This window comes from Pseudomonas paraveronii (assembly GCF_963681955.1).
GTDB lineage: Bacteria > Pseudomonadota > Gammaproteobacteria > Pseudomonadales > Pseudomonadaceae > Aquipseudomonas > Aquipseudomonas paraveronii.
This window is the reverse complement of sequence record NZ_OY817130.1, coordinates 415,085-438,499: the sequence shown is the minus strand read 5'-3', so window position 1 is coordinate 438,499 and position 23,415 is coordinate 415,085. Positions and strand designations below refer to the sequence as shown.

At 60.9% G+C, this 23,415-nt stretch carries 17 protein-coding genes and 3 pseudogenes; 5 read left to right on the top strand and 15 right to left on the bottom strand.

The annotated features are described in order from the left end of the window. Nucleotides 1-85: 85 nt before the first annotated feature. From mdoH to U5A08_RS29765, 5 genes and pseudogenes are all read right to left on the bottom strand, one after another. Nucleotides 86-2,658: pseudogene (gene mdoH / locus U5A08_RS01865) on the bottom strand (glucans biosynthesis glucosyltransferase MdoH); the annotation flags it as partial. Further along, nucleotides 2,651-4,321, bottom strand: a complete 1,671-nt coding sequence (locus tag U5A08_RS01860; RefSeq protein ID WP_425262655.1) for a glucan biosynthesis protein G — start codon at nucleotides 4,319-4,321, stop codon at nucleotides 2,651-2,653. The pseudogene mdoH and the gene U5A08_RS01860, both read right to left, overlap by 8 nt. Nucleotides 4,322-4,644: 323 nt before the next feature. Then, nucleotides 4,645-5,082 (bottom strand): D-aminoacyl-tRNA deacylase, encoded by a 438-nt coding sequence (dtd, locus tag U5A08_RS01855; protein WP_247407480.1) that lies wholly within the window; start codon nucleotides 5,080-5,082, stop codon nucleotides 4,645-4,647. After that, nucleotides 5,079-6,050: a prolyl aminopeptidase gene (gene pip / locus U5A08_RS01850; RefSeq protein WP_232566177.1), complete on the bottom strand. Its 972-nt coding sequence runs from the start codon at nucleotides 6,048-6,050 to the stop codon at nucleotides 5,079-5,081. Before pip ends, dtd begins: the two co-directional genes overlap by 4 nt. A 152-nt stretch (nucleotides 6,051-6,202) precedes the next feature. Continuing rightward, nucleotides 6,203-6,442 carry a hypothetical protein gene (locus tag U5A08_RS29765; protein WP_425262653.1) on the bottom strand — a complete coding sequence of 80 codons (240 nt, stop codon included), beginning with the start codon at nucleotides 6,440-6,442 and terminating at the stop codon, nucleotides 6,203-6,205. Here U5A08_RS29765 and U5A08_RS01840 point away from each other — a divergent pair. The 5 genes and pseudogenes from U5A08_RS01840 to U5A08_RS01820 form a co-directional block, all read left to right on the top strand. Continuing rightward, the gene (locus tag U5A08_RS01840; RefSeq protein WP_321850045.1) at nucleotides 6,441-10,754 is read left to right on the top strand and encodes an RHS repeat-associated core domain-containing protein; all 4,314 of its coding nucleotides are present in this window, start codon (nucleotides 6,441-6,443) and stop codon (nucleotides 10,752-10,754) included. The genes U5A08_RS29765 and U5A08_RS01840 overlap by 2 nt on opposite strands. A gap of 13 nt (nucleotides 10,755-10,767) precedes the next feature. Then, nucleotides 10,768-11,430: a hypothetical protein gene (locus U5A08_RS01835; protein WP_321850044.1), complete on the top strand. Its 663-nt coding sequence runs from the start codon at nucleotides 10,768-10,770 to the stop codon at nucleotides 11,428-11,430. Nucleotides 11,431-11,459: 29 nt separating this feature from the next. Further along, nucleotides 11,460-11,726, top strand: a pseudogene (locus U5A08_RS01830) (hypothetical protein); the annotation flags it as partial. Between the two features lie 102 nt (nucleotides 11,727-11,828). After that, a complete protein-coding gene (locus U5A08_RS01825; RefSeq protein WP_321850041.1) occupies nucleotides 11,829-12,248 on the top strand; it encodes a hypothetical protein in 420 nt (139 codons plus the stop codon). 64 nt (nucleotides 12,249-12,312) lie between these two features. Further along, nucleotides 12,313-12,512, top strand: a pseudogene (locus U5A08_RS01820) (hypothetical protein); the annotation flags it as partial. A 133-nt stretch (nucleotides 12,513-12,645) separates the two neighbouring features. On the opposite strand, the gene U5A08_RS01815 reads toward U5A08_RS01820, so the two are convergent. The 10 genes from U5A08_RS01815 to U5A08_RS01770 form a co-directional block, all read right to left on the bottom strand. Further along, a complete protein-coding gene (locus U5A08_RS01815; RefSeq protein WP_321850039.1) occupies nucleotides 12,646-12,984 on the bottom strand; it encodes a hypothetical protein in 339 nt (112 codons plus the stop codon). Nucleotides 12,985-13,019: 35 nt separating this feature from the next. Next, nucleotides 13,020-13,649, bottom strand: coding sequence for an RNase A-like domain-containing protein (locus U5A08_RS01810; RefSeq protein ID WP_321850037.1), 630 nt, complete (start codon nucleotides 13,647-13,649; stop codon nucleotides 13,020-13,022). A 114-nt stretch (nucleotides 13,650-13,763) separates the two neighbouring features. Beyond that, on the bottom strand, nucleotides 13,764-14,564 hold the full coding sequence (gene hutG, locus U5A08_RS01805; protein WP_321850035.1) for an N-formylglutamate deformylase: 801 nt from the start codon (nucleotides 14,562-14,564) through the stop codon (nucleotides 13,764-13,766). Nucleotides 14,565-14,575: 11 nt separating this feature from the next. Further along, nucleotides 14,576-15,781, bottom strand: coding sequence for an imidazolonepropionase (gene hutI / locus U5A08_RS01800; protein WP_321850032.1), 1,206 nt, complete (start codon nucleotides 15,779-15,781; stop codon nucleotides 14,576-14,578). Between the two features lie 144 nt (nucleotides 15,782-15,925). Continuing rightward, nucleotides 15,926-17,464 (bottom strand): histidine ammonia-lyase, encoded by a 1,539-nt coding sequence (gene hutH / locus U5A08_RS01795; protein ID WP_253392790.1) that lies wholly within the window; start codon nucleotides 17,462-17,464, stop codon nucleotides 15,926-15,928. Nucleotides 17,465-17,483: 19 nt separating this feature from the next. Continuing rightward, a complete protein-coding gene (locus tag U5A08_RS01790; RefSeq protein WP_321850031.1) occupies nucleotides 17,484-19,007 on the bottom strand; it encodes an HAL/PAL/TAL family ammonia-lyase in 1,524 nt (507 codons plus the stop codon). 135 nt (nucleotides 19,008-19,142) lie between these two features. Continuing rightward, on the bottom strand, nucleotides 19,143-19,967 hold the full coding sequence (locus U5A08_RS01785; RefSeq protein ID WP_321850029.1) for a quaternary amine ABC transporter ATP-binding protein: 825 nt from the start codon (nucleotides 19,965-19,967) through the stop codon (nucleotides 19,143-19,145). Further along, complete coding sequence (locus U5A08_RS01780; RefSeq protein ID WP_253392778.1) at nucleotides 19,964-20,815, bottom strand: ABC transporter permease; 852 nt, start codon at nucleotides 20,813-20,815, stop codon at nucleotides 19,964-19,966. The genes U5A08_RS01785 and U5A08_RS01780 overlap by 4 nt, the downstream gene beginning before the upstream one ends. A gap of 71 nt (nucleotides 20,816-20,886) precedes the next feature. Next, nucleotides 20,887-21,852 (bottom strand): ABC transporter substrate-binding protein, encoded by a 966-nt coding sequence (locus tag U5A08_RS01775; protein ID WP_321850028.1) that lies wholly within the window; start codon nucleotides 21,850-21,852, stop codon nucleotides 20,887-20,889. A gap of 68 nt (nucleotides 21,853-21,920) precedes the next feature. Next, the gene (locus U5A08_RS01770) at nucleotides 21,921-23,393 is read right to left on the bottom strand and encodes a purine-cytosine permease family protein (RefSeq protein ID WP_253392774.1); all 1,473 of its coding nucleotides are present in this window, start codon (nucleotides 23,391-23,393) and stop codon (nucleotides 21,921-21,923) included. Between the last annotated feature and the right edge of the window lie 22 nt (nucleotides 23,394-23,415).

The window sequence follows — 23,415 nt, the reverse complement described above, 5'->3', positions numbered from 1 at the left end:
GGAGTTAGGGCACAAAGGAAGACGCGGTAAACGCTGTAGGACCAGCGCTTGAGATGCCCCCGAGGAGAACCCTCGGGGGCGTCTGAATCAGGCCGGTTGAGCCTGGGACGACAGCGGTTGCAACGGCAGCAATGGCGCATGCGGATCGGACTTGATCGACTCGCGCCAGGCACCCAACCACTCGGCATGCCCTTCGCTCCAGACCTGCTCGTGCAAGCGGGCCAGGGCCACCGGGTCACTGAGCAAGGCCAGGCGTTCGGCGTTGGTGAGGCCGGCAGGGCCGACTTTCAACGCATAACGCACGCGCTCGCCACGCAGGTACTCGATCGGCTCCGCCTCACGGTGACGCGAGGTCGCCAGGGCGCAGGCCAGGGCGTTCTGCTGCGGGTCGACCACCGAACGCACGAACCCGTCGTTGAGGGCGTGCCAACGGTTTTCGTGGGTGTACTTCTCGGTCGACAGCAATGCTTGCGGCGGATTGTATTCCTCAGGGATCAGGAACAGGCTCTCGTCACGGGACTTGAGACCCAGCTTGACCCGACTGGAAATCACCGACACCGGGATCGACAGCATCAGCGAACCGACGATCGGGATCAGCCACCACAGGAAGCTCGGGTTCAACCACACCACCAACAGCGCCCAGAGGAAGCCGAGCAGGGTTTGCGGACCGTGGCGCTTGACCGCTTCACCCCATGGGGTGGAGTCGTCGTCACGCTGCGGCGAGTTCCAGGTCGCGGCCCAACCGAGGAACGCGGCGAGGACGAAGCGGGTATGGAAGATCATCCGCACCGGCGCCAGCAGCATGGAGAACAGCATCTCCAGCAGCATCGACATTGTCACCTTGAACTTGCCACCGAACTCTTTCGCGCCCTTGGCCCAGATCAGGATGACGCTCAGCAACTTCGGCAGGAACAGCAGCACGACGGTGGTGGAGAACAGCGCCACCGCCTTGTCCGGATGCCATTGCGGCCACAGCGGGTACAACTGGCGCGGCGCCATGAAGTACTGCGGCTCCATCAAGGTGTTCACCGCCAGCAACGCGGTGGACAGCACCAGGAAGAAGAACCACAACGGTGCCGACAGGTAAGACATCACGCCGGTAAGGAACACCGCACGGTGAACCGGGTGCATGCCCTTGACCAGGAACAGGCGGAAGTTCATCAGGTTGCCGTGGCACCAGCGACGGTCACGCTTGAGTTCGTCCAGCAGGTTCGGCGGCAGTTCTTCGTAGCTGCCCGGCAGGTCGTAGGCAATCCACACGCCCCAGCCGGCACGGCGCATCAGCGCGGCTTCAACGAAGTCGTGGGACAGGATCGCACCGGCGAACGCGCCTTTACCCGGCAACGGCGCCAGGGCGCAGTGCTCGATAAACGGCTTCATACGGATGATTGCGTTGTGACCCCAGTAGTGGGATTCACCCAACTGCCAGAAGTGCAGGCCGGCGGTAAACAGCGGGCCGTACACGCGGGTGGCGAACTGCTGCATGCGCGCATACAGGGTGTCCATGCCCGACGCCCGTGGCGCGGTCTGGATAATCCCGGCATCCGGCGTGGCTTCCATCAGGCGCACCAGGCTGGTCAGGCATTCGCCGCTCATCACGCTGTCGGCGTCGAGAACGACCATGTACTTGTAGTCACCGCCCCAGCGACGGCAGAAGTCGTCGAGGTTGCCGCTCTTGCGTTTGACGCGACGGCGACGGCGGCGATAGAAGATCTTGCCGAAGCCACCGGCTTCGCGGCACACGTCGAGCCAGGCTTGCTGTTCGGCGATGCAGATGTCGGCGTCGTTACTGTCGCTGAGCACGAAGAAGTCGAAGCGGTCCAGATCGCCGGTAGAGGCCACCGACTCGAACGTCGCACGCAGGCCGGCGAATACGCGGGGCACGTCTTCGTTACAGATCGGCATCACCAGCGCGGTACGCGCACTCTTCGGAATCGGCTCGTTGCCAGCACTTTTACCGGAGATCCGGTATTTATCGTGGCCGGTCAGCAGTTCGAGGAAGCCCATCAACGCGGTCCAGAAACCCGCCGACACCCAGCAGAACAAGATCCCGAACATGATCAGGATGCTGGTTTGCAGCGCGTAAGGCAGTACCTGGGTAGCGGTTTGCAGCAGGGTCTGGTTGCGGATCTCGTCGAAGTCGACCAGCGACCAACCCTGATACGGCATGATGCCTTTCATGTACCAGCCAGCCACGATGGTCTGGCCGAGCATCAGCACCAGCAGGATGTAGCGACGGATCGAACCGACGGTGCGCCAGCGCGCTGCCGGCAGCACACGTTCGTCTTTCGGCGGCGTCGGCGGGTTGGTGCGACCGGTCAGCCGGCGCCAGCCGCGCACCAGGATATTGGTGCGCCACGGCTCAGGCACAACCTTGGTCCGACGAATCGGCGGGGTGGCCTTGAGGCACACCCGGCCGCTGGCGTCGAGCGCCAGCATTTCGGCGTCCTGCAGTTCTTCAGCCGTGCTGAGGGTCAGCCGCCGGCCAACCGACGCTTGGGCGGCGTCGACCGGGGCATCGAACGCCTTGGACGACAAACGTTCGTGCAGTTCGCTGAAGGATGTACAGCCCGCCAGTTCGGCGCGCTGCTCTGCGGTCATCGGCAGGTGCGCCAGGTACTCGGACAGAGTCTCTGGCTGGACTTGAGAATTACTCATCGGCAGGCAACTGATAGCTCCAGGTTTCGGTCAGGACTTGCTCGGTCTTGATCGGCTCCGGTGTGGCTGGGGCAGCTTCTGGCTGCTTGGCTTCCTTGTCTTTCTTGGCCTGTTTCTCATGCTGTTTGGCCAGCACTTTGTCGGCTTTGAGTACTTGGGTCGACACCTTCTCGGGCTCAGGCTGCACGATGTCCTGGACCAGGGCCGCACGCATTTCAGTCGGTTTGCCTGCGTCCTTGATCTTCATGCGCAAGGTCAGGCGCCAGCCTTTGGTGTGCGCGTTGTAACGCACGCTGTTTTCGACCAACTCAGCGTTGTCACCCACGCTCACCTGGCTGCGAACCGGCGCGTCCGGCAGCAGTTTCTTCAGGGCCGGACCCTCGAAGTCCACCAGGTACGCCACGCTGCCATCCGGCTGACGGATCAGGTTGGATTGCTTCACGTCGCCGGTGGAACGCAGGGTCTGCTTGACCCAGGCGCTGTCCGGCGAATGGAACGCAGCGTCGTCCAGGGTCCAGTGCAGGCGATAGGCAACCTCCAGCGGCTGGCCGACTTCCGGCAGTTTTTCCGGGCTCCAGAAGGCAACGATGTTGTCGTTGGTTTCATCGGCGGTCGGGATCTCCACCAGGTCGACGGAACCCTTGCCCCAGTCGCCTTCAGGCTCGATCCAGGCGCTTGGGCGCTTGTCGTAATTGTCGTCCAGGTCTTCGTAGTGGCTGAAGTTGCGACCGCGTTGCAGCAGGCCGAAACCACGCGGGTTCTCTACGGTGAAGTTGCTGACCGACAGGTGTTTAGGGTTGTTCAGTGGGCGCCAGATCCACTCGCCATTACCGGCATGGATCGACAGGCCGCTGGAATCATGCAGCTCGCGACGGTAGTTGAGGACCTTGGACGGCTGGTTCGCGCCGAACAGGAACATGCTGGTCAACGGGGCAACGCCCAGTTTGCTGACCTTGTCGCGCAGGAACATCTGGGACTTGACGTCGACCACGGTGTCGGTGCCCGGACGCAGGATCAGGCGATAGGCACCGGTGGCGCGCGGCGAATCCAGCAGGGCGAAGATCACCAGGTGCTTGTCACCCGGCTTTGGACGCTCGATCCAGAACTCGGTGAAACGCGGGAACTCTTCGCCGGACGGCAGCGCGGTATCGATCGCCATGCCACGGGCGGACAGGCCATACACCTGGTCCTTGCCCACGACGCGGAAATAGCTGGCGCCGAGCATGGTCAGGATTTCGTCTTGCTTGTCGCCCTTGTTGATCGGGTACAGCACACGGAAACCGGCATAACCCAACTGCTCGGTGGACTTGGGATCAAATTTGACGTCGCCGAAATCGAAGCGCGTCGGGTCGTATTTGATTTCCTGGACGCTGTCGGCGGTGACTTCGTTGATTTTCACCGGTGTATCGAAGTGCATACCCTGGTGATAGAAGGACAGCTTGAACGGGGTATTCTGATCGGCCCACTCGGCTTTTTCGTTACGGAAACGAATCTTCTGATAGTCAGCGAATTTCATTTCGCGGAATTCGTTCGGCAGATTGCTGCGCGGAGCTTCGTATTTCTGCCCGGCCAGCTCTTTTGCCTTGGCCGACACATCATCCAGACTGAATGCCCACAGTTGACCCGCGCCGAACAGGCAAAACAGGGCGGAGCCCGTCACCAGTGCGTTTCGTAACCGTTTGGCAGACAATTTTGGTGCATTACAGGGACTAACAATCACGAGCAACCCTCGCCGAAAACAGATCAAAAAACCAACGGCCAGCTATCTATATGCCAGGTTGGCGAGCATTGTTCCGACTCCCCTGGGACAAAATGATTCCCCTGAGGCTGTCGGACAAGTCTCTACCTAAGTCAAAAATGGACCAAACAACGCTGATCCCCGTAGCGCGCGATTATCTAGTAGCCCGCGAGACAACGCATCAGGGACAACGAAGTATTTGTAGCGAAACCCTGCGTTTTTAGGCATTAACGTCGTTTTTAATACATTCATGTCTGCAAGAGGAAGGTCACAGGGCCATCATTGACCAAATGTACCTGCATATCCGCACCAAAACGCCCTGACGCCACCTTGCCATGCAATTGTTGCGCTTGTAACAGCAAGTGTTCAAAAAGTGCTGCGCCCAGGGCCGGCGGCGCGGCGGTGGAGAAACTTGGCCGCAGCCCGCTTTTGGTATCCGCCGCCAGCGTGAACTGCGACACCAGCAGCAAACCGCCGCCGATATCCTTGAGCGACAGGTTCATCTTGCCGTCGTCGTCGCTGAACACCCGATAGTTAAGCAGCTTATGCAGCAGCTTGTCGGCGCTCTCGACGGTATCCGCAGGTTCCACGGCCACCAGCACCAGCAACCCCTGGTCGATCGCGCCGACGATTTCGCCCGCGACCTCGACCCGGGCGCCACGCACCCGTTGCAACAAGCCCTTCATGCTTCTTCAGGCGGCAGGTCCAGCAGGCGGCGCGCCATCTCGCCGGTCGCGCGCACCAAGGCATCGGTGATGCCGGGCTCGGACGCCGCATGGCCCGCCTCGCGGATCACCTGCAGTTCACTGTTCGGCCAGGCCTGATGCAGCTCCCACGCGTTATCCAGCGGACAGATCATATCGTAGCGGCCGTGGATGATTACGCCAGGCAGATGGGCGATCTTGTGCATGTCGCGAATCAGCTGGTTGGGTTCCAGGAAGGAATTATTGGTGAAGTAGTGGCACTCGATGCGAGCAATCGACAGCGCACGCTGGGGCTCGGCGAAACGCTCGATCAACTGCGGGTTCGGGCACAGGCCCAACATGCGCCCTTCCCAGGTGGACCAGGCCTTGGCGGCGTGCATCTGGGCAATCTGGTCGTTGCCGGTCAGGCGCTTGTGGTACGCGGTGAGCAGGTCGTGGCGCTCGTCCTGAGGGATCGGCGCAAGGTAATCCTGCCAGTAATCCGGAAACAGGCGGCTGGCGCCTTCCTGGTAAAACCAGCGGATGTCCTGGGGCCGGGCCAGGAAAATCCCGCGCACGATCAAACCATGCACGCGCTCGGGATGGGTTTGCGCGTAGGCCAGCGCCAGGGTCGAACCCCAGGAGCCACCGAACAACACCCATTTTTCGATGCCCAGGTGCTCGCGAATGCGCTCAAGGTCGGCGACCAGGTCCCAGGTGGTGTTGTTTTCCAGGCTGGCGCGGGGGGTGGAACGCCCGCAGCCACGCTGGTCAAAGGTGATGATGTGGTACAGGTTCGGATCGAAATAGCAGCGGCTGTTGGCGTCGCAACCGGAGCCAGGGCCACCATGGATGAATACGACGGGCAAGCCTTCGGGGGAGCCACTTTCATCGACATACAGGGTGTGGGTGTCATCGACGGCCAGATCGTGCCGGGCGTAGGGTTTGATCTGCGGGTACCAAGTCTGCATTGCGCGCTCCGTAGGGGGTCGGGTTCATCCCTGGGGGGACGTCTTTTATTCTGCCGTCTGGCACTATAAACCCGAATTGTGCAATGAGCATGTCCTTGAGCACTTAGACCTGTGTCAGCAGTTCGCGACCCAGGTAAGCCAACAGCCAGCTATCAGAGCCGGTCGCCCTCCTCCACCTCGCTCTGCGCCCGCAAACAGCCATGGACCAGACTTTGGCCGCAGTACAGCAGCGCGTTCACGCCCGTCGCGTGCAGGTGCCTGGCATACGAGTGGAGAGTTTGGCCGATCAACCTCAGGAGCATTCCTACAAGCGCATCGGAAAGTCTCACCTGATCAATACCGCCACTGCGTGATTTGATCCGGGTCTTTTTCAGACACGGATCGTTACGCATGACCGACACGCCTTGGGCTGCCCGCGAGGGCGATGCGCTTCTGCACAGTTCAATGCTGGCCGACGTTTTAGGCGGAGTCCTGGAGATTGCCGCCAACGTAGCCGTGACCGCCTTGGCCACGGCGGCGGTGGTTGCGGCGGCGGGTGTCACCGTGGCGACTGGCGGCCTCGGCTGCGTCGTACTCGGCGCCGTGGTGGGGGCGGTGGTCGGCGTCGGCATGAGCAAAACCGGCGCGGATAAAGGCCTCTCACGCTTATGTGCGTATTTCGCCAATGCGCTGTTTCCTCCCGTCATCGACGCCTTCATCAGCAGCGGTTCGCCCAACGTATTCATCAACGGTAAACCCGCGGCGCGGGCGGCTGGCAAAATCTCGGATGTAATCGCAGCGCCAGAGGGTGAGCCTACTTATCTGGATATTGCTGAAGGCTTTTTCGCTCAGCTATGGCGCCCGACAGTCGCTACGCCGGCCTTGGGCGCCGTGCCTTGTCCTGGCGATAAAGTCGACTGCCATAAACACCCGCCGATGCCAGAGCAATACATGGCCGAGGGTTCCAGTCGCGTCTTTATCAATGGCCAGCCCGCCGTGCGCAGTGGGGATCGCAGCACCTGCGAGGCCAAGGTTGGGACGGTGGAGATTTCGCCGAATGTGTTTATCGGCGGCCCACCCGTGGTGGTTCGCGAAATCCGTAGCGGCAAGACGCCCGGTGTCGGGCTGGCGGTGACGGCGCTGCTGACCTTGCGCGGCGGTGGCGCGAAGTTCTTCAGCACGCTGCCGTGCATGGCCGTGGGCGGGCTGGTGTCGTGGGGCAGCGGCCAGGTGAGCCATGCGTTGACCGCTGCGGTCGCAGGTTCGCCCAACCCGGTACACAGCGCCACGGGCGCGAAAATTCTCGACGGTGAAGACGACTTGGACTTCGCCCTGCCAGGCCTGTTGCCGATCGAGTGGCAGCGTTACTACAGCAGTCGGGACGAACGCCGCGATGGCCTGTTCGGCGCCGGTTGGAGTGTGATCTACGACGTCTTCGTCGAGCTGGGGCGGCATCCTGAGGGCGGCGAGCGTCTGATCTACACCGACGAACAGGCCCGGCCGATCGACATGGGCGTGATCCCCCTGGGCGGCGCGGTGTTCAGCGCGGGCGAAGGCCTGAGCGTGCGGCGCCATGCCGACGGGCAGGTGCTGATCGAGAGCGTCGATGGGCTCTACAGGTTGTTTGAGCCTACGCCCGGCAACCCGTCGCACCTGCGCCTGAGCCAGTTAGGGGACCGCAACGACAACCGCATCCTCCTCGACTATGACGCCCAAGGTCGGCTGAGCCGGTTACACGATTCCTTCGATGATGTGCGAATTGAACTGAGCTACAAATTCGGTCGGGTCGATCAGATCGAACGGCTGTTCCCCGATCAAAGCCGCGAAACCCTCGTCAGCTATGCCTATGACGCTCATGGCGATCTGGCCGAAGTTCGCGATGCTGCCGGGCATCTACAGCGCCGCTTTGCCTACGACAGCGGCCAACGCATGGTCGAGCACCAACGACCTACCGGGCTGCGCTGCTATTACCAATGGGCCTGTGTGGACGACGCCGAATGGCGCGTAGTCCGACACTGGACCGACGAAGGCGACGACTACCAGTTCGACTATGACCTACACGCCGGGATCACGCGGATTACCGATGGCTTGCAACGAGTCAGCACCCGCCAATGGAACCCGCAGTACCAGATCACCGAGTACACCGACAACCTCGGCCAAATGTGGCAATTCGAATGGAATGACGAGCGCCAGTTGCTGAGCGCTACCGATCCCCTGGGCGGTCAGTGGAAGTTCGCTTACGACGAGTCCGGCAACCTGTGCGAGACGCAAGATCCGCTGGGCCGGATCGAGTCCACCGTGTGGCTGCAGCATTGGTCGCTGCCATTGGTAGAGACCGATGCCGCCGGACAGGCCTGGCAATACCGGTACGACCCGCGCGGCAACTGCGTCAGCGAAATCGATCCACTTGGTCAGACAACGCGCTATCGGTACGACCGCTTCGGCCAAGCAGTGGAAATCATCGACGCCACCGGCAAAAGTAAAAAGCTGCGCTGGAATCCGTTCGGGCAACTGGTCGAGCATGTCGATTGCTCAGGCTACCCCACGAACTTTCGCTACGACGAGCGCGGCTATTTGCAGGTCATCACCGACGCCCTCGGCGAGCGCACTCAATTCAGCTACAACGCTCAAGGACGCTTACTCAGCAGCCAACTGCCGGACGGGCGCACCGAGCAATATCAGCGTGATGCCAGCGGTCAGTTGGTGGGCTATACCGACCCCGCCGGCCACACCACGTTCTACCAGCACAACCGGCGCGGCCAGGTACGCCAGCGCACCGACGCCCACGGCCGGCAGGTGCAATTCGGGTATGACCGCTACGGGCGACTGCAAGCGCTGACCAACGAGAACGGCGAACGTTATCGGTTTGCCTGGGATGCCGGGGATCGGTTGACCGAGCAACAAGACCTTGACGGCAGTGCGCGGCGCTATACCTATGACGCCCTGGATAACCTGACCGCCGTCGAATACGCGCCCTTGAATAATGCGTCTTCCATAGTGCATCGCCTGGAGCGCGATGCCGTCGGGCGCTTGCTGGCGAAAGTAACCGACGACGGCCGTACCGAATACGCCTACGACCCGTTGGACCAACTCACCGCCGTCACTTTCACCGGCAACGATGAGACTACGCAGGCGCTGGCCTTCGCCTACGACCCGCTAGGCCAACTGCTTACCGAACAAAGCGCCGCTGGCAGCCTGAACCACCACTACGACGAACTCGGCAACCTGATCCAAACCCAACTGCCCGACGGCCGCTGGCTCAATCGCCTGTACTACGGCAGCGGCCACCTGCACCAGCTCAACCTCGACGGCCACGTCATCAGCGACTTCGAACGCGACCGCCTGCACCGCGAAGTACTGCGCACCCAAGGCCAGATCACCACCCGCAGCGAATACGACCGCAGCGGCCGCCTGCGCGCACGCCAGCGCCGCCACGCCAGCCAGCCCTTATTGATGCCGGCAGCGGCGCAAAAGCACTTCGAGTACGACCCCGCCGACAACCTGATCGGCCGCCGGGAAGACGAACACCGCGAACTGCTGCATTACGACGCCACCGGCCGCATCATCGCCACCCAGGACAACGTACAAGGCCAACGCGAAACCTTCGCCTACGACGCCGCCGCCAACCTGCTCGACGGCCCACAACCCGGCGCCGGGCTGGTGGTGCATAACAAACTGCTGACCTATCAGGACAAGCGTTACCGCTACGACGGCTTCGGCCGAATGATCGAAAAACGCAGCGCCGCACGAGGTGTGCAGCATTTCGCCTACGACGCTGAACACCGCTTGATCCAAGTGCGCAGCCAAAAAGGCGAGCGAGAAACGGTCGTGAACATGACCTACGACCCGCTCGGCCGACGCATCACTAAAACCGAACACGACAGCCGGGGTTTTCCGCTTGGAGAAACCCGCTTCGACTGGGACGGCCTGCGCCTGCTGCAGGAGCATCGGCATAGTCAAACCAGCCTGTATCTCTATGAGGACGATGGCTATACGCCGCTGGCCCGGGTTGATGGCGTGGGCGAACACCAGAGCGTGCGCTATTACCACAACGACTTGAATGGGCTGCCGGAGCAACTGACGGAAGCTGATGGGAAAACGGTGTGGCGGACGACTTATCGGGTGTGGGGAAACACGGTAGAAGAGGTGCGTGAGCCTTACTACATTGAAGAGCAGAACCTGCGGTTTCAGGGGCAGTATCTGGATCGGGAAATAGGGCTGCACTACAACACGTTTCGGTTTTACGATCCGGATGTGGGGCGGTTTACGACGCCCGATCCGATTGGGTTGATGGGTGGAAATAATCTTTACCAATACGCTCCGAACACGTTCGGGTGGATCGATCCACTTGGTCTGCTAAAAGAGGGAGAGATGGCTGGGTACGGTGCCAAGGCCCACAATAATGATGGGCTGGAAGCACACGAGATTATTCGTAATAAATTTTTGGAAGAGAAAGGAATCGCAAAGGGTCGGCGCTATAAAGGCAATCCATCTATCGCCCTAGCATCTATACATCACGACATGGTGCATGCCGAAGAAAATCGTTTGCGCCGCGCTCGCGGGCTGGGGCCCAACCAGATGCTCAAGCGCGGGAAGCTGGAGATCCGTCTTATGTCGCAAGCTATACACAACTCACTGGTCAGAACCGGCATCATCACTCAGCAGCAGGCTAGAACGGCGAGGCGCTTCTCCACATCATTCGCCAAAAGAAAGGGTTGTTTCTAAAGGATCAAGAACTATGAGTCTCAATCAAATTACTTTCTCAGAGCAGGATCAGGGGCTTGGGCAAATAGGTGGCGGGGCTTGGCTCACCGATCTTCATCTCTGGCCGAAGACCCCGGAAACCGGCCAGCTTATGTTGCCCGTAATTACGATGACATCGACCTTCCTCAACGTCTCGTTCATACCGTCAGGAATGGCTATTACGGTTTTCGTCTCCGTTGAGAGTGTCAGCGAAACCTTCAAACGTTCGTCGATACGCAAGTTGGCCATTCATCAACAAAGCGAGATGGAAAAACTAAAACTCGGGCGCAGCCAGGTTCTTCTTCACACAGTGGCGCCATCCGAACTCAACCCATCTACTTTGGCTGATCCGATTCCGCGGACCTACATCACTCTCCAACCCCTTACTCCAGAGCAAATGGAAGAAGAGATGGAGGACCCTGAGTGCGGAGCCAGTGTCAGCAAAATATTAGGACGCCCTGCTTGGTTACAAGATCCTCTCTATGAACCCCCCAGGTACTACTTCCTCGCACAGCTACTAGATGCAGACATCGCAAAAGTAAGCCCACGCCACGAAGGTTTATTCGGCGGCGGTATCGGCTACATTTTCGCTGATAACCGTGCGAAAAATATGACGGAAGGGGGAGTAGCGGGATACTTTCTCGTTCAATTTAGTTAAGGGCACGCAGCCTGTATGGTCAGCGAGAAACGGTCGCGAACATGACCTACGACCCGCTCGGCCGACGCATCACTAAAACCGAACACGACAGCCGGGGTTATGCGCTTGGAGAAACCCGCTTCACCTGGGATGGCCTGCGCCTGCTGCAGGAGCATCGGCATAGTCAAACCAGCCTGTATCTCTATGAGGACGATGGCTATACGCCGCTGGCCCGGGTTGATGGCGTGGGCGAACACCAGAGCGTGCGCTACTACCACAACGCCTTGAATGGGTTGCCGGAGCAACTGACGGAAGCTAGGACGCGTAGCTCCAACAGATTTTGTAAAGTACGAAAAAATTGTCGATAGTCCAGTTTTTGTAGACGGGGCATTAGTGAATGCTCCGAAATAGAGATAGTTATGAATTTGACTAACGTAATAGTGCCAAAAGTTTCGATCGGCGGAATAGCCATTGGAGAAAGCATTACACAAGTACAAGCACGTCTGTCAGATAAGTACAAAACCCATAACAGCCCCGATTCATTCACCATCGACAACGGGTTTATTACGGCGTATCACGGCGTCGATGGCGTCATTTCTGCTATCTCTTGCAATACTGCTTTCAAGGGTAATTATGAAAATAAGCTATGGCCGGGAATGACGGTAGCCGATGTCCTAAGGCTCTCCAAAGAGCAAGTGGCGTGGGCGGGTTTCGTACAAATTGACCAAGTCAACGGCATAGGCCTCTCGCTGCCGGAGGAATATGATGACTTCGATTCGTTGACCGATCATTTTGATCTCGACTTTGTATTTAGTGAGCTTTGGGTTTATGACTTTTAGAATCGTGGTCGCCCTCGCGCTGGCCGGGGCTCAACCGGCCTTTGGGATCAGTCCTACAATTCACTCAGAAATGACCGATGACGACCGCACCGAATACGTCTACGACCCATTGGACCAACTCACCGCCGTCACTTTCACCGGCAACGATGAGACTACCCAGGCGCTGGCATTTGCCTACGACCCACTGGGCCAACTGCTCACCGAACAAAGCGCCGCTGGCAACCTAAACCATCACTACGACGAACTCGCAACCTGATCCAGACCCACACCGCCAACTCCTCACTACGACGCCACCGGTCGTGTTGATAGGGGGCTGACCCTGAGGGCTCCAACAACCCGTCTTCGCGCAGCGGACGAAGTCTGACCTTAGAAGCAGCAAGATCATCAACATGGCATCTCAGCGCCATTTCAAAAAACATTTTACGTTTCGCCACTTAGTGCGCTTGAGATTTACATCAAGTAACTGAGAGACCTGCTGCAAGAACTGTTGATTACTACAGCCAAAAAACTGCTCGGAAAAGCAAAGCTCATAGTCAAACGGAGCGGCGTTTTTCAGGCCCGTAGCGGTGAGGTTTGCTTTCAGGTAGCGTCCAATATCTCTTTTGAGCATAAAAGATGCGAAGCGTGATCGGCTATCAACATACCCCTTCACAATATCCGAAAGCGCCGTAGGCGCGACGTTTGACTCGGCGTCGACGAGCCATGCGCCTACGCCATCTGCCACTTCACCATACATGAAGCTTTCTAGATACCCGTAAGCCATTGACTGCCTCAAAGGATTGGGAACGCCGTCAAAATATACATGGGCATATTGTTGAATTCTGCATATTTTATGACCACTCGCACTTTAGTCATCTCAATGACGGTTGCAGGCGATCGTGGGCGAATGCCCCAACCCACGATTTGACCAAGATCCGCCTCAAGGGTGTATACACTTGAGCGCATCTTAACTTTCGACATGAAGATTACTTTGAGTTTGTTCCTTTGCAATACCTGACTGACAGCCCATTCTGCCTTCTCAGCATTACCGAACGTGGAAATGCTCTCGGCCCCAGGCATTTTCAGCGCCCTCTTTTGCAAAAACTCAAGTGGCTTGTCGACATGAACGCTATAGGCATGCCCGCCCCCGAGACTCTTAGGTGCATGCAACGGTCGCTCACTGACGTTCAGTGTCATCCGCCCTGCTCGGATGGAGGAAACTCTGAAAGCGTTGTAGAGATTAGCGACGGAGAGCGGAACGGCGAACTCCATAGCCAATCCCATCCCCTGCCCCACTTGCGCAGACGCGCCTAAGCCGTTTGCCATTGCCTGACCAGATTTATAGGCATAAGAGTCAACGGTAAGGCCTGTTAGCAATTGGGCGCTGCCCGCTGCCAATTGGTCGGCAGCGTGAATGCCCATGGCAGCACATCCCACCTTAGTGATCATCGTAGGTTCGGGTATTGCACAGAGCACGCCAGCTCCCGCAACCATTGCACTACCTAGTTCCTACGATACGTCTATAGACCACCTACTTCAGCCGTAACGCTTCTGCCCCCACGCCAGAAAACCATCCAACAACTGCTTCAACACCCCCCGCGTCGGCCCCGCCAGATCCTCGCGATAACGAAACGGCTCGAACTCTTCCATATACGTGCTCTGGCACAACTCCAACTGCACGGCGTGAATGTCCTGCGCCGGGTTGCCGTAATGCCGGGTGATGTGGCCGCCCTTGAAGCGACCGTTGAGCACATGGGTGTACTGCGGATGCGCGGCGCAGATGGCTTCCAATTGGCTGGCCAGCCCAGAGTCGCAGGCGGCGCCGTTGAAGGTGCCGAGGTTGAAGTCCGGCAGTTTGCCGTCGAACAGGTGCGGGATCACCGAGCGGATCGAATGTGCATCGAACAACAGCGCGTAGCCGAATTCGGCCTTGAGCCGTGCCAGTTCGTCTTGCAGGGTGCGGTGGTATGGCGTCCAGATGTGTTCCAAGTAGGTGGCGCGCTCTTCTTTGGACGGTTCCAGGCCGTCGCGGAACAACGGCACGCCGTCGAACAGGATCGCGGGGTACAGGCCGGTGGTGGCGCCGACGTACAAGGGTTTATCGTCGGACGGCCGGTTCAGGTCGATGACAAACCGCGAGTACTCCGCCGCCAGGGTGCTGGCGCCGAGGGCTTCGGCAAAGTCATACAGTGTGGGGATGTGCCAGTCGGTGTCCGGCAGGCTTTGTGCCTCGGGGACCAACCCGGCCTGCACGGCAGGCGTCAGGCGCAGGCCGGCGTGGGGCATGCTGATCAGCAGCGGTACGCGGCCTTGTTTGAAACTCAGAACCTTATCCACAGCGCGACTCCTTAAACAGTGACATCGACGCCGTGGCGCACGACGCGTTTATCCAGCTCGCCGCCCAGCCAGTAGGCCAGGTCGGCGGGACGATCGATCTGCCAGGCGACAAAGTCGGCGACCTTGCCCACTTCCAGCGACCCATGGGTGGCGCCCATGCCCAGGGCGGTGGCGGCATGTTGGGTGGCGCCGGCCAGGGCTTCTTCCGGGGTTATGCGGAACAGGGTGCAGGCCATGTTCAGCATCAGGCGCACCGACAAGGCCGGCGAGGTGCCGGGGTTGAGGTCGCTGGCGATGGCGATTTTCACGCCGTGCTTGCGCAGGGCGTCCATCGGCGGCAATTGGGTTTCGCGCAGGAAGTAGAACGCGCCCGGCAGCAATACCGCGACGGTGCCGGCAGCGGCCATGGCGATGGCGTCTTCTTCGGTCATGAATTCCAGGTGATCCGCCGACAGCGCCTGGTAACGCGCGGCCAGGCTGGAACCGTGCAGCGACGACAGTTGCTCGGCGTGCAGCTTCACCGGCAGGCCGAGTTGTCGGGCGACTTTAAACACGCGCTCCACCTGTTCCGGCGAGAACGCCAGGTATTCGCAGAACGCATCCACCGCATCCACCAGCCCTTCCGCGGCCAGGGCCGGGAGCATTTCGCTGCAGATGTGATCGATGTAGGCGTCGGCGCGGTCCTTGTACTCCGGCGGCAAGGCGTGGGCGGCCAGGCAAGTGGCGCGCACGCTGACCGGCAGCGCGTCACCGAGGCGACGAATCACCCGCAGCAACTTGCGCTCGCTGGCCAGGTCGAGGCCGTAGCCGGATTTGATCTCCACCGTGGTCACGCCGTCGCGCAGCAAACTGCGCAGGCGCTTGTGGGCGCTTTCGAACAGTTCATCCTCGCTGGCGGCGCGGGTGGCGCGCACGGTGCTGGCAATACCGCCGCCCTGGGCGGCGATGTCGGCGTAGCTGACGCCTTCGAGGCGTTGTTCAAACTCACCGCTGCGATTGCCGCCGAACACCGTGTGGGTGTGGCAGTCGATCAGCCCGGGGGTGACCCACGCGCCTTGCAGGTCATGCACCTGGGCGTAATCCGCCGTCGGCACTTCGCTGCGCGGGCCGATCCACTCGATCAGCGAACCGACAGTGACCAGGGCGGCGTCCTCAATGATCGAGTAATTGCCGTGGGCCATGGTTGCGATGTGGCAGTGTTGCCAAAGGACTTTCATCAATGCCTCCCAAAGTGGTCGCTGTTGCCTGTAGGAGCGAGCTTGCTCGCGAAAAACCTCAACGATAACGCGTGCTACCTGATAGCTCGCGGCGCCTGGGGGGTCTTCGCGAGCAAGCTCGCTCCTACAGGGGCGGAGGGTTTTTCAAAGGCTCGGCAGCAACTTGGCCGGCACCAGTTCATTCAGGCAGCGGCTGGCGAGCAGTTCAGTGGCGGCGATGATGTCCGGGGCGAAGAAGCGGTCCTTGTCGTAGAACGCCACTTTGCCGCGCAGGGTAGCGCGTGCTTTTTCCAGCTTCGGCGAGGTCTTCAGGCCTTCGCGCAGGTCCAGGCCCTGGCACGCCGCCAGCCATTCCACGGCCAGAATGCCGCGAACGTTTTCAGCCATTTCCCACAAGCGCTTGCCCGCAGCCGGAGCCATCGACACATGGTCTTCCTGGTTGGCCGAGGTCGGCAGGCTGTCGACGCTGTGGGGATGGGCGAGCGCCTTGTTTTCGCTGGCGAGTGCCGCAGCCGTGACCTGGGCGATCATGAAGCCGGAGTTCACCCCGCCATTGCCCACCAGGAACGGCGGCAGCTGCGACATGTGCTTATCCATCATCAGCGAGATACGCCGCTCGCTCAGGGAGCCGATTTCGGCGATGGCCAACGCCATGTTGTCGGCGGCCATGGCCACCGGTTCGGCGTGGAAGTTGCCGCCGGAGATCACGTCGCCTTCGGCGGCGAATACCAGCGGGTTATCCGACACCGCGTTGGCCTCGATCACCAGCACCTCGGCGGCCTGGCGGAACTGGGTCAGGCAGGCGCCCATGACTTGTGGCTGGCAACGCAGGGAATAAGGGTCTTGCACCTTGTCGCAGTTCTGGTGCGACTGCGACACCTGGCTGCTTTCGCCCAGCAGGTCGCGGTACGCCGCTGCCGAATCGATCTGCCCACGCTGGCCGCGTGCGGCGTGAATGCGCGGATCGAACGGCGAGCGCGAGCCCAGCACCGCTTCCACGGTGAGGCTGCCACACGCGAGGGCGCCGGCGAACAGATCCTCACCCTCGAACAGGCCACGCAGGGCATACGCCGTGGACACCTGGGTGCCGTTGAGCAGCGCCAGGCCTTCCTTGGCCGCCAAGGTCAGCGGCGCGAGGCCGGCGATTTTCAGCGCGGCGCTCGCCTCCAGCCATTCACCTTTGTAGCGCGCCTTGCCTTCGCCGAGCAGCACCAGGGACATATGGGCCAAGGGCGCCAAGTCACCGGAGGCACCGACCGAGCCTTTGAGCGGAATATGCGGGTATACCTCGGCGTTGATCAGCGCGATCAGCGCGTCGATCACCTGGCGGCGAATCCCGGAAAACCCACGGCTCAGGCTGTTGACCTTGAGCACCATGACCAGCCGCACCAGCGCATCGCTGATCGGCTCACCGACACCGGCGGCGTGGGACAGCACCAGGGAGCGCTGGAGGTTTTCCAGGTCTTCGCTGGCGATGCGGGTCGAGGCCAGCAGGCCGAAACCGGTGTTGATGCCATAGGCGGTGCGGTTCTCGGCGAGAATCTGCTCCACACAGGCGACACTGGCCTCGATCTGCGCCGTGGCGCTGTCATCCAGGCTGAGGGTTACCGGCTGCTGGTAGATGGCCCGCAGTTGGGCAAGGCTCAGTTGGCCTGGAATCAGAGTTAGCGCAGTCACATTCATGCTCCTTGGAAATTATTGTTCAGTGCAATTCGGGAAACGTCTGGTGCAGCGAAGTGCTGTGCTTGAGCAGCGCGGCGGCGGTCGCGATGTCCGGCGCCAGCCAGCGGTCTTGCGCGTAAGGCGCGACCTGCTCACGCAGCAGGCGCCAGGCGCGGTCGGTGCCCGCGCCGAAACGCTGGTCTTTGAGAAACTCGAAGGCCTGGGCCGCCAGCAGGTACTCGATGGCGAGGATCTGGGTCACGTTGGCCAACAGTTGGTGCAGCTTGAGCGCGGCGTTGGTGCCCATGCTCAGGTGGTCTTCCTGCAGGCCCGAGGTGACGAAGTTGTCGAGCACCGCCGGTTGCGCCAACTGGCGGTTCTGCGCGCATAAGGAAGCGGCAACGTATTGCACGATCATCATCCCGGAGTTGACTCCCGGGTTGCTCACCAGGAACGCCGGCAAGCCGCTGACGTGGGGGTTGATCAGGCGGTCCAGGCGGCGCTCGGCGACGGCGCCGATCTCGGCCATGGCAATCGCCAGCATATCCGCGGCCAACGCCACGGACTGCCCGTGCGGGTTGGCCTGGGACACCACGCGGTAGCGATCCGGCGTGCCGAGCAGCAGCGGGTTGTCGGTGGCGCTGTTGAGTTCGGTCTCGATCTGCCGGGTCGCATGTTCCACTTGGTCGCGGGCCGCGCCGTGGATCTGCGGGATCGAACGCAGGCTCAAGGCATCCTGGGTGCGGAGGCCTTTACTGCTCGCGATCACTTCACTGCCGTCGAGCAACGCCCGCAGGTTGATGCCGACCTGCTGCATGCCGGGGTGCGGTTTGAGGGCGATGATTTCGGCGTCGAACGCATCGATCTGGCCGCGCTGGGCCTCGAAACTCATGGCGCCGATCACGTCGGCCCATTGCAACAGGTGATGGGCATCGGCCAAGGCCAGGCAGCTCAGGCCGGTCATGCACGGCGTGCCGTTGACCAGGCACAGGCCGTCCTTGGCGCCGAGCACCACCGGCTGCAACCCTTCTGCGCTCAGGGCCTGTTGCGCCGCGACGATCTGGCCCCGGTAGCTCACGTCGCCAATCCCCAGCAACGCCACGCCGACATGGGCCATGTGGGTCAAATAACCCACCGAACCCTGGGACGGCACTTGCGGCGTGATGCCGTGATTGAGCAGCGCCAGCAGCGCATGCACCACCTGCGGATGCAGGCCGGATTTGCCCTGGCTGTAGTTGACGATCGCCGCGCAGATGATTGCGCGGGTCTGTTCGTCGCTGAGCACCGGGCCGACACCACAGGCGTGGCTCAACAGGGTGTTGCGCGACAACTGGCTGAGTTGCTCGCCCTCCAGCGACACGTTGCACAGCGCGCCCAGGCCGGTGTTCACGCCGTAGGCGCGCTCGCCGCTGCTGACGATGCGCTGCACGATGGCCTGGGCATTGTCGATGCGTGCCCAGGCCTGGCCCGAGAGTTCGAGCACCGCGCCGTGACGGGCCACGGCGACCACGTCCTGCCAGCGCAGGGGGGCGTTGGTGATGATGATTTTTGCTGCCTGGGACATCTTCATACCTTCTTGAGTTCTTGTGCAGCTTTACTGGCCCTATCGGGAGCAAGCTCCCTCCCACCTTTGGAATGCATCCCCTGTGGGAGGGAGCTTGCTCCCGATGAGGCCAGCAGCCGCCCCACATAATCCGGATCAGACCACCGCCGCCCGCCGCTGAACGAACCGGTTCACATACTCATCCGCCGGCGAATGCAGGATCTCCCGGGGCGTGCCGACCTGGATCAGCTTGCCGTCCTTGAGGATCGCAATGCGGTTGCCAATGCGCACCGCCTCGTCGAGGTCGTGGGTAATGAACACAATGGTCTTGTGCAGGGTCTTTTGCAGTTCGAGCAACTGGTCCTGCATCTCGGCGCGGATCAGCGGGTCGAGAGCACTGAAGGCTTCGTCCATCAGGATGATGTCGGTGTCCGCCGCGAGGGCGCGGGCCAGGCCGACCCGTTGGCGCATGCCGCCGGAGAGCTGGTGCGGGTATTTGTTTTCATAGCCTTTGAGGCCCACGGTGTCGATCCAGTGCAGCGCGCGCTCGCTGCACACCTGCTTGGTTTCGCCGCGCACTTTCAGGCCGTAGGCGACGTTGTCGAGCACGTTCTTGTGGGGCAGCAGGCCGAAGCTCTGGAACACCATGCTGATCTTGTGCCGACGGAATTCGCGCAGGGCGTCCATGTCCAGTTGCAGGATATCTTCGCCGTCGACCAGGATCGCGCCGCTGGTGGGGTCGATCAGGCGGTTGAAGTGGCGCACCAGGGTGGACTTGCCCGAGCCCGACAGGCCCATGATCACGAAGATCTCGCCGGTGCCGATGCTCAGGGACAGGTCGTTGACGCCGACCACGCAGCCGGTCTCGGCCAGCACCTGATCCTTGGTCTTGCCCTGGCCGATCAGCGCCAGCGCGTCTTTGGCGCGGTTGCCGAAGATCTTGAAGACGTTTTTCACTTCGATTTTGCTGACCGTCGTCATTTGCTCGCCTCATGCCGTGGACGGCCATAGGCCTGGGTAATGCGGTCGATGACCACGGCGAGAATCACAATGGCCAGCCCGGCTTCCAGGCCGCGCCCGACGTTGAGGGTCTGGATGCCGACAAGTACGTCTTCGCCCAGGCCACGGGCGCCGATCATCGAGGCGATCACCACCATCGACAACGCCATCATGGTGGTCTGGTTGATGCCGGCCATGATGCTCGGCAGCGCCAGCGGCAGTTGCACGCCGAACAGCTGTTGCCAGCGGTTGGCGCCGAAGGCGTTGATGGCTTCCATGACTTCGCCGTCGACCTGGCGAATCCCCAGGTCGGTCAGGCGGATCAGCGGCGGCGCGGCGTAGATCACCGTGGCGAAAATCGCCGGCACCTTGCCCAGGCCGAACAGCATCAGCACCGGGATCAAATACACGAAGCTGGGCATGGTTTGCATGATGTCGAGCAGCGGCATCAGCACCGACCGCAGGCGATTGCTGCGCGCCGACAAGATGCCCAGCGGAATGCCGATCAGCACCGAAATCAGCGTGGCGACCAGCATCAGGGCCAGGGTCTGCATCAGTTTGTCCCACAGGCCGACCGCGCCGACCAGGAACAACAGGCCGACGATCACTGCCGTGGTCACCACCTTGCGCGTGGCATGCCAGGCCACCGCGCCGACGATGCCCAGCATCAGCCACCAGGGCGCGGCGCGCAGCAGGCCTTCCAGGTTGACGATGGCCCATAGCAGGGTGTCGGAGATGTGCCGGAACACATCGCCGTAGTGGGTCACCAGCGAATCCACCCAACCGTTGACCCAGTTGGCAATGGAAAACGTAAAACTCTCAGGAAACATAGCGTGCTCTCGATCCAGTGGGTTGTGGCCAGGCGCCCGGCTGCCCCTCAGGGTAGCCGGGTACGCATGACCTACAAGGCCGCGTCGATTTTCTTGGCAGCGTCGTCGCTCACCCAGGCGTGCCAGACTTCAGGGTGTTCCTTGAGGAATAGCTGCGCCAATTTCGGTGATTCGATACGCTCTTTGGCCATGCGACCGAGGTTCTGGTTCAGCAGGTCGATCGGCAGGTTGACCTTTTCCAGCATGGCCACCAGTTCCGGCGCTTGCTCGTGGAAGGTCTTGGACAGGCCGACCTTGATGCTCACGCTTTTATCCACGCCGGGTTTTTCTTCCAGCTTGACCAAATCGACCTGGCCCATCAGCGGCGTTGGCGACCAGTAGTAGAACAGGATCGGCTCGCCGCGCTTGTAGCTCGACTGCACAGCCGCATCCAGCGCCGGGCCGGTGCCGGGGCGGAAGTTGGTGTAGGTGCTTTCCAGGCCGTAGCTCTTGAGCATCGCGCTGTTGTCCAGCTCGCAGGTCCAACCGGCCGGGCAGTTATAGAAACGGCCTTTGGACGGTTCTTCCTGGTCCTTGAACACGGCGGCGTATTTGGCCAGGTCGGCGATGTTCTTCAGGTCCGGCGCCTTGGGCTCCAGCTTGCGCTTGGCATCGCCTTCGATCACGTAACGCGGCACGTACCAACCTTCGATCGCCCCCACCACCGGAGCGCCGACGCCGACGACCTTGCCGGCCTTCTCGGCCTTGTTCCACACCTCGCTGCGACCGACCCACTCTTCGGCAAACACTTGAATGTCGTTGCTGCTCAGGGCGTTTTCCATGGTGATGGAATTGCCCGGCAGGCTGTCGGTTTTGCAGTCGTAGCCCTTTTCCAGAACGGTTTGCAGGATGTCGGTGAGCAACATGCCGCTTTCCCAGTTCAGGCCGGCGAATTTCACCGGTTTACCGGACTCGCACCAACCGGCCGCCTGGGCGCCGGTGCTTGCCAGCAAGCCCAGGGAAAGCAATGTGGTCAGCAGGGTCTTGTTCGATTTCATTGTGTGACGCTCCTAATCATGAATTGGCTTACGGCAGTCAAGAGGCATCCTGCCCGGTCCACATCCAATCAGGCCTGCGCCGCAGCGCGACCGGCCCCGCTCGTTGCAGGGGGTACCGCACTGTTCTGCTCGAGCGGCAGAATCAGTTGATCGGGCACGGCGCTGTGCCATTTTTTCGCACATACGTAGTACATGGCTGCGGGAATTATCAGACCGATGATCCAGGAAATATCCACATCACCCAGGGCGGCCACCAGCGGACCGGTGTAGAACTTGGTGGAGATGAACGGCAATTGCACCAGCACGCCGAACACATAGACGCTGATACCGAGCAGGTTCCAACGCCCGTAGCGCCCGTTCGGATCGGCCAGCGCGGTCACGTCATAACGCTCGCGGGTGATGCAGTAGTAGTCCACCAGGTTGATCGCGCTCCAGGGCGTAAAGAACGCCAGCAGGAACAGGATGAACGACTTGAACGCACCGAGGAACGAGTGCTGGCCGAGCAACGCGATCAGGGTCGCGGTACCGACGATGGCCAGCACAAAAGCCAGGCGCTGCAAGCGCGTGACTTCCAGGCGCCCGCGGAAGCCGCTGATGATGGTGGCAATGCACATGAAACTGCCGTAGGAGTTCAGCGTGGAGATGGTGACCTTGCCGAACGCGATGCTGAAGTACAGCAGCGCAGCGGTGGCCCCCGTACCGCCCAGGCCCACGATGTAGGCCACTTCGTGACCGGCGAATTGCCCGTTGGACAGGGCGGCGGCAAACACACCGAGGACCATCGCCACCTGTGCGCCAATCACCGAACCCGCGCCAGCCGCCAGGAAGGTTTTCAGCGAAGACGTCTGGCTCGGCAGGTAGCGTGAATAGTCCGCCACGTAGGGGCCGAAGGCGATTTGCCAGGAGGCCGCGAGCGACACCGCGAGCAGGAAGCTGCTCCAACTGAAGTGGCGGATTTGCAGGAGTGCGCCAATGTCGGCCTGGCTCATCAGGCGACTGAACAGGTAGACAAAGGCAATCACACCAATGACGCTGGCGACCCGGCCGATGAAGTGGATCACGCGGTAGCCGAGCACCGTGACCAGCACGATGACACTGGCAAAGATAAGGATACCGACGCTGTCGCTGACACCGAACAACTGGCCCAGCGCCTGACCGGAAAGTACGGTGCCGGTGGCGGTGAAACCCAGGTACATCAAACACACCAGCACGATCGGGATGGCCGCGCCATAAACCCCGAACTGTACCCGGCTGGAGATCATCTGCGGCAGGCCAAGTTTCGGCCCTTGCGCCGCATGCAACGCCATGACGCCGCCGCCGAGCAGTTGGCCGATCAACAGACCGATCAACGACCAGAACACATCACCGCCGAGCACCACGGCCAAGGCCCCGGTGACAATCGCGGTGATTTGCAGGTTGGCGCCCATCCATAGGGTGAACTGGCTAAACAGACGACCGTGTCTTTCCGCTTCCGGGATGTAGTCGATCGAACGCCTTTCGATCAACGGGGTGGTGCTTGCACGCGCGTCATTTGCAGCCATGGGTGTTCAACCTCTGATGGAT

Excerpts from the sequence above, each read along its gene's own strand:
- dtd (WP_247407480.1), bottom strand. The coding sequence starts at position 5,082 with ATGAAGGGCTTGTTGCAACGGGTGCGTGGCGCCCGGGTCGAGGTCGCG.
- pip (WP_232566177.1), bottom strand. The coding sequence starts at position 6,050 with ATGCAGACTTGGTACCCGCAGATCAAACCCTACGCCCGGCACGATCTG.
- U5A08_RS01840 (WP_321850045.1), top strand. The coding sequence starts at position 6,441 with ATGACCGACACGCCTTGGGCTGCCCGCGAGGGCGATGCGCTTCTGCAC.
- U5A08_RS29765 (WP_425262653.1), bottom strand. The coding sequence starts at position 6,442 with ATGCGTAACGATCCGTGTCTGAAAAAGACCCGGATCAAATCACGCAGT.
- U5A08_RS01835 (WP_321850044.1), top strand. The coding sequence starts at position 10,768 with ATGAGTCTCAATCAAATTACTTTCTCAGAGCAGGATCAGGGGCTTGGG.
- U5A08_RS01825 (WP_321850041.1), top strand. The coding sequence starts at position 11,829 with ATGAATTTGACTAACGTAATAGTGCCAAAAGTTTCGATCGGCGGAATA.
- U5A08_RS01815 (WP_321850039.1), bottom strand. The coding sequence starts at position 12,984 with ATGTATGGTGAAGTGGCAGATGGCGTAGGCGCATGGCTCGTCGACGCC.
- U5A08_RS01810 (WP_321850037.1), bottom strand. The coding sequence starts at position 13,649 with ATGGGCATTCACGCTGCCGACCAATTGGCAGCGGGCAGCGCCCAATTG.
- hutI (WP_321850032.1), bottom strand. The coding sequence starts at position 15,781 with ATGAAAGTCCTTTGGCAACACTGCCACATCGCAACCATGGCCCACGGC.
- hutH (WP_253392790.1), bottom strand. The coding sequence starts at position 17,464 with ATGAATGTGACTGCGCTAACTCTGATTCCAGGCCAACTGAGCCTTGCC.
- U5A08_RS01790 (WP_321850031.1), bottom strand. The coding sequence starts at position 19,007 with ATGTCCCAGGCAGCAAAAATCATCATCACCAACGCCCCCCTGCGCTGG.
- U5A08_RS01785 (WP_321850029.1), bottom strand. The coding sequence starts at position 19,967 with ATGACGACGGTCAGCAAAATCGAAGTGAAAAACGTCTTCAAGATCTTC.
- U5A08_RS01780 (WP_253392778.1), bottom strand. The coding sequence starts at position 20,815 with ATGTTTCCTGAGAGTTTTACGTTTTCCATTGCCAACTGGGTCAACGGT.
- U5A08_RS01775 (WP_321850028.1), bottom strand. The coding sequence starts at position 21,852 with ATGAAATCGAACAAGACCCTGCTGACCACATTGCTTTCCCTGGGCTTG.
- U5A08_RS01770 (WP_253392774.1), bottom strand. The coding sequence starts at position 23,393 with ATGGCTGCAAATGACGCGCGTGCAAGCACCACCCCGTTGATCGAAAGG.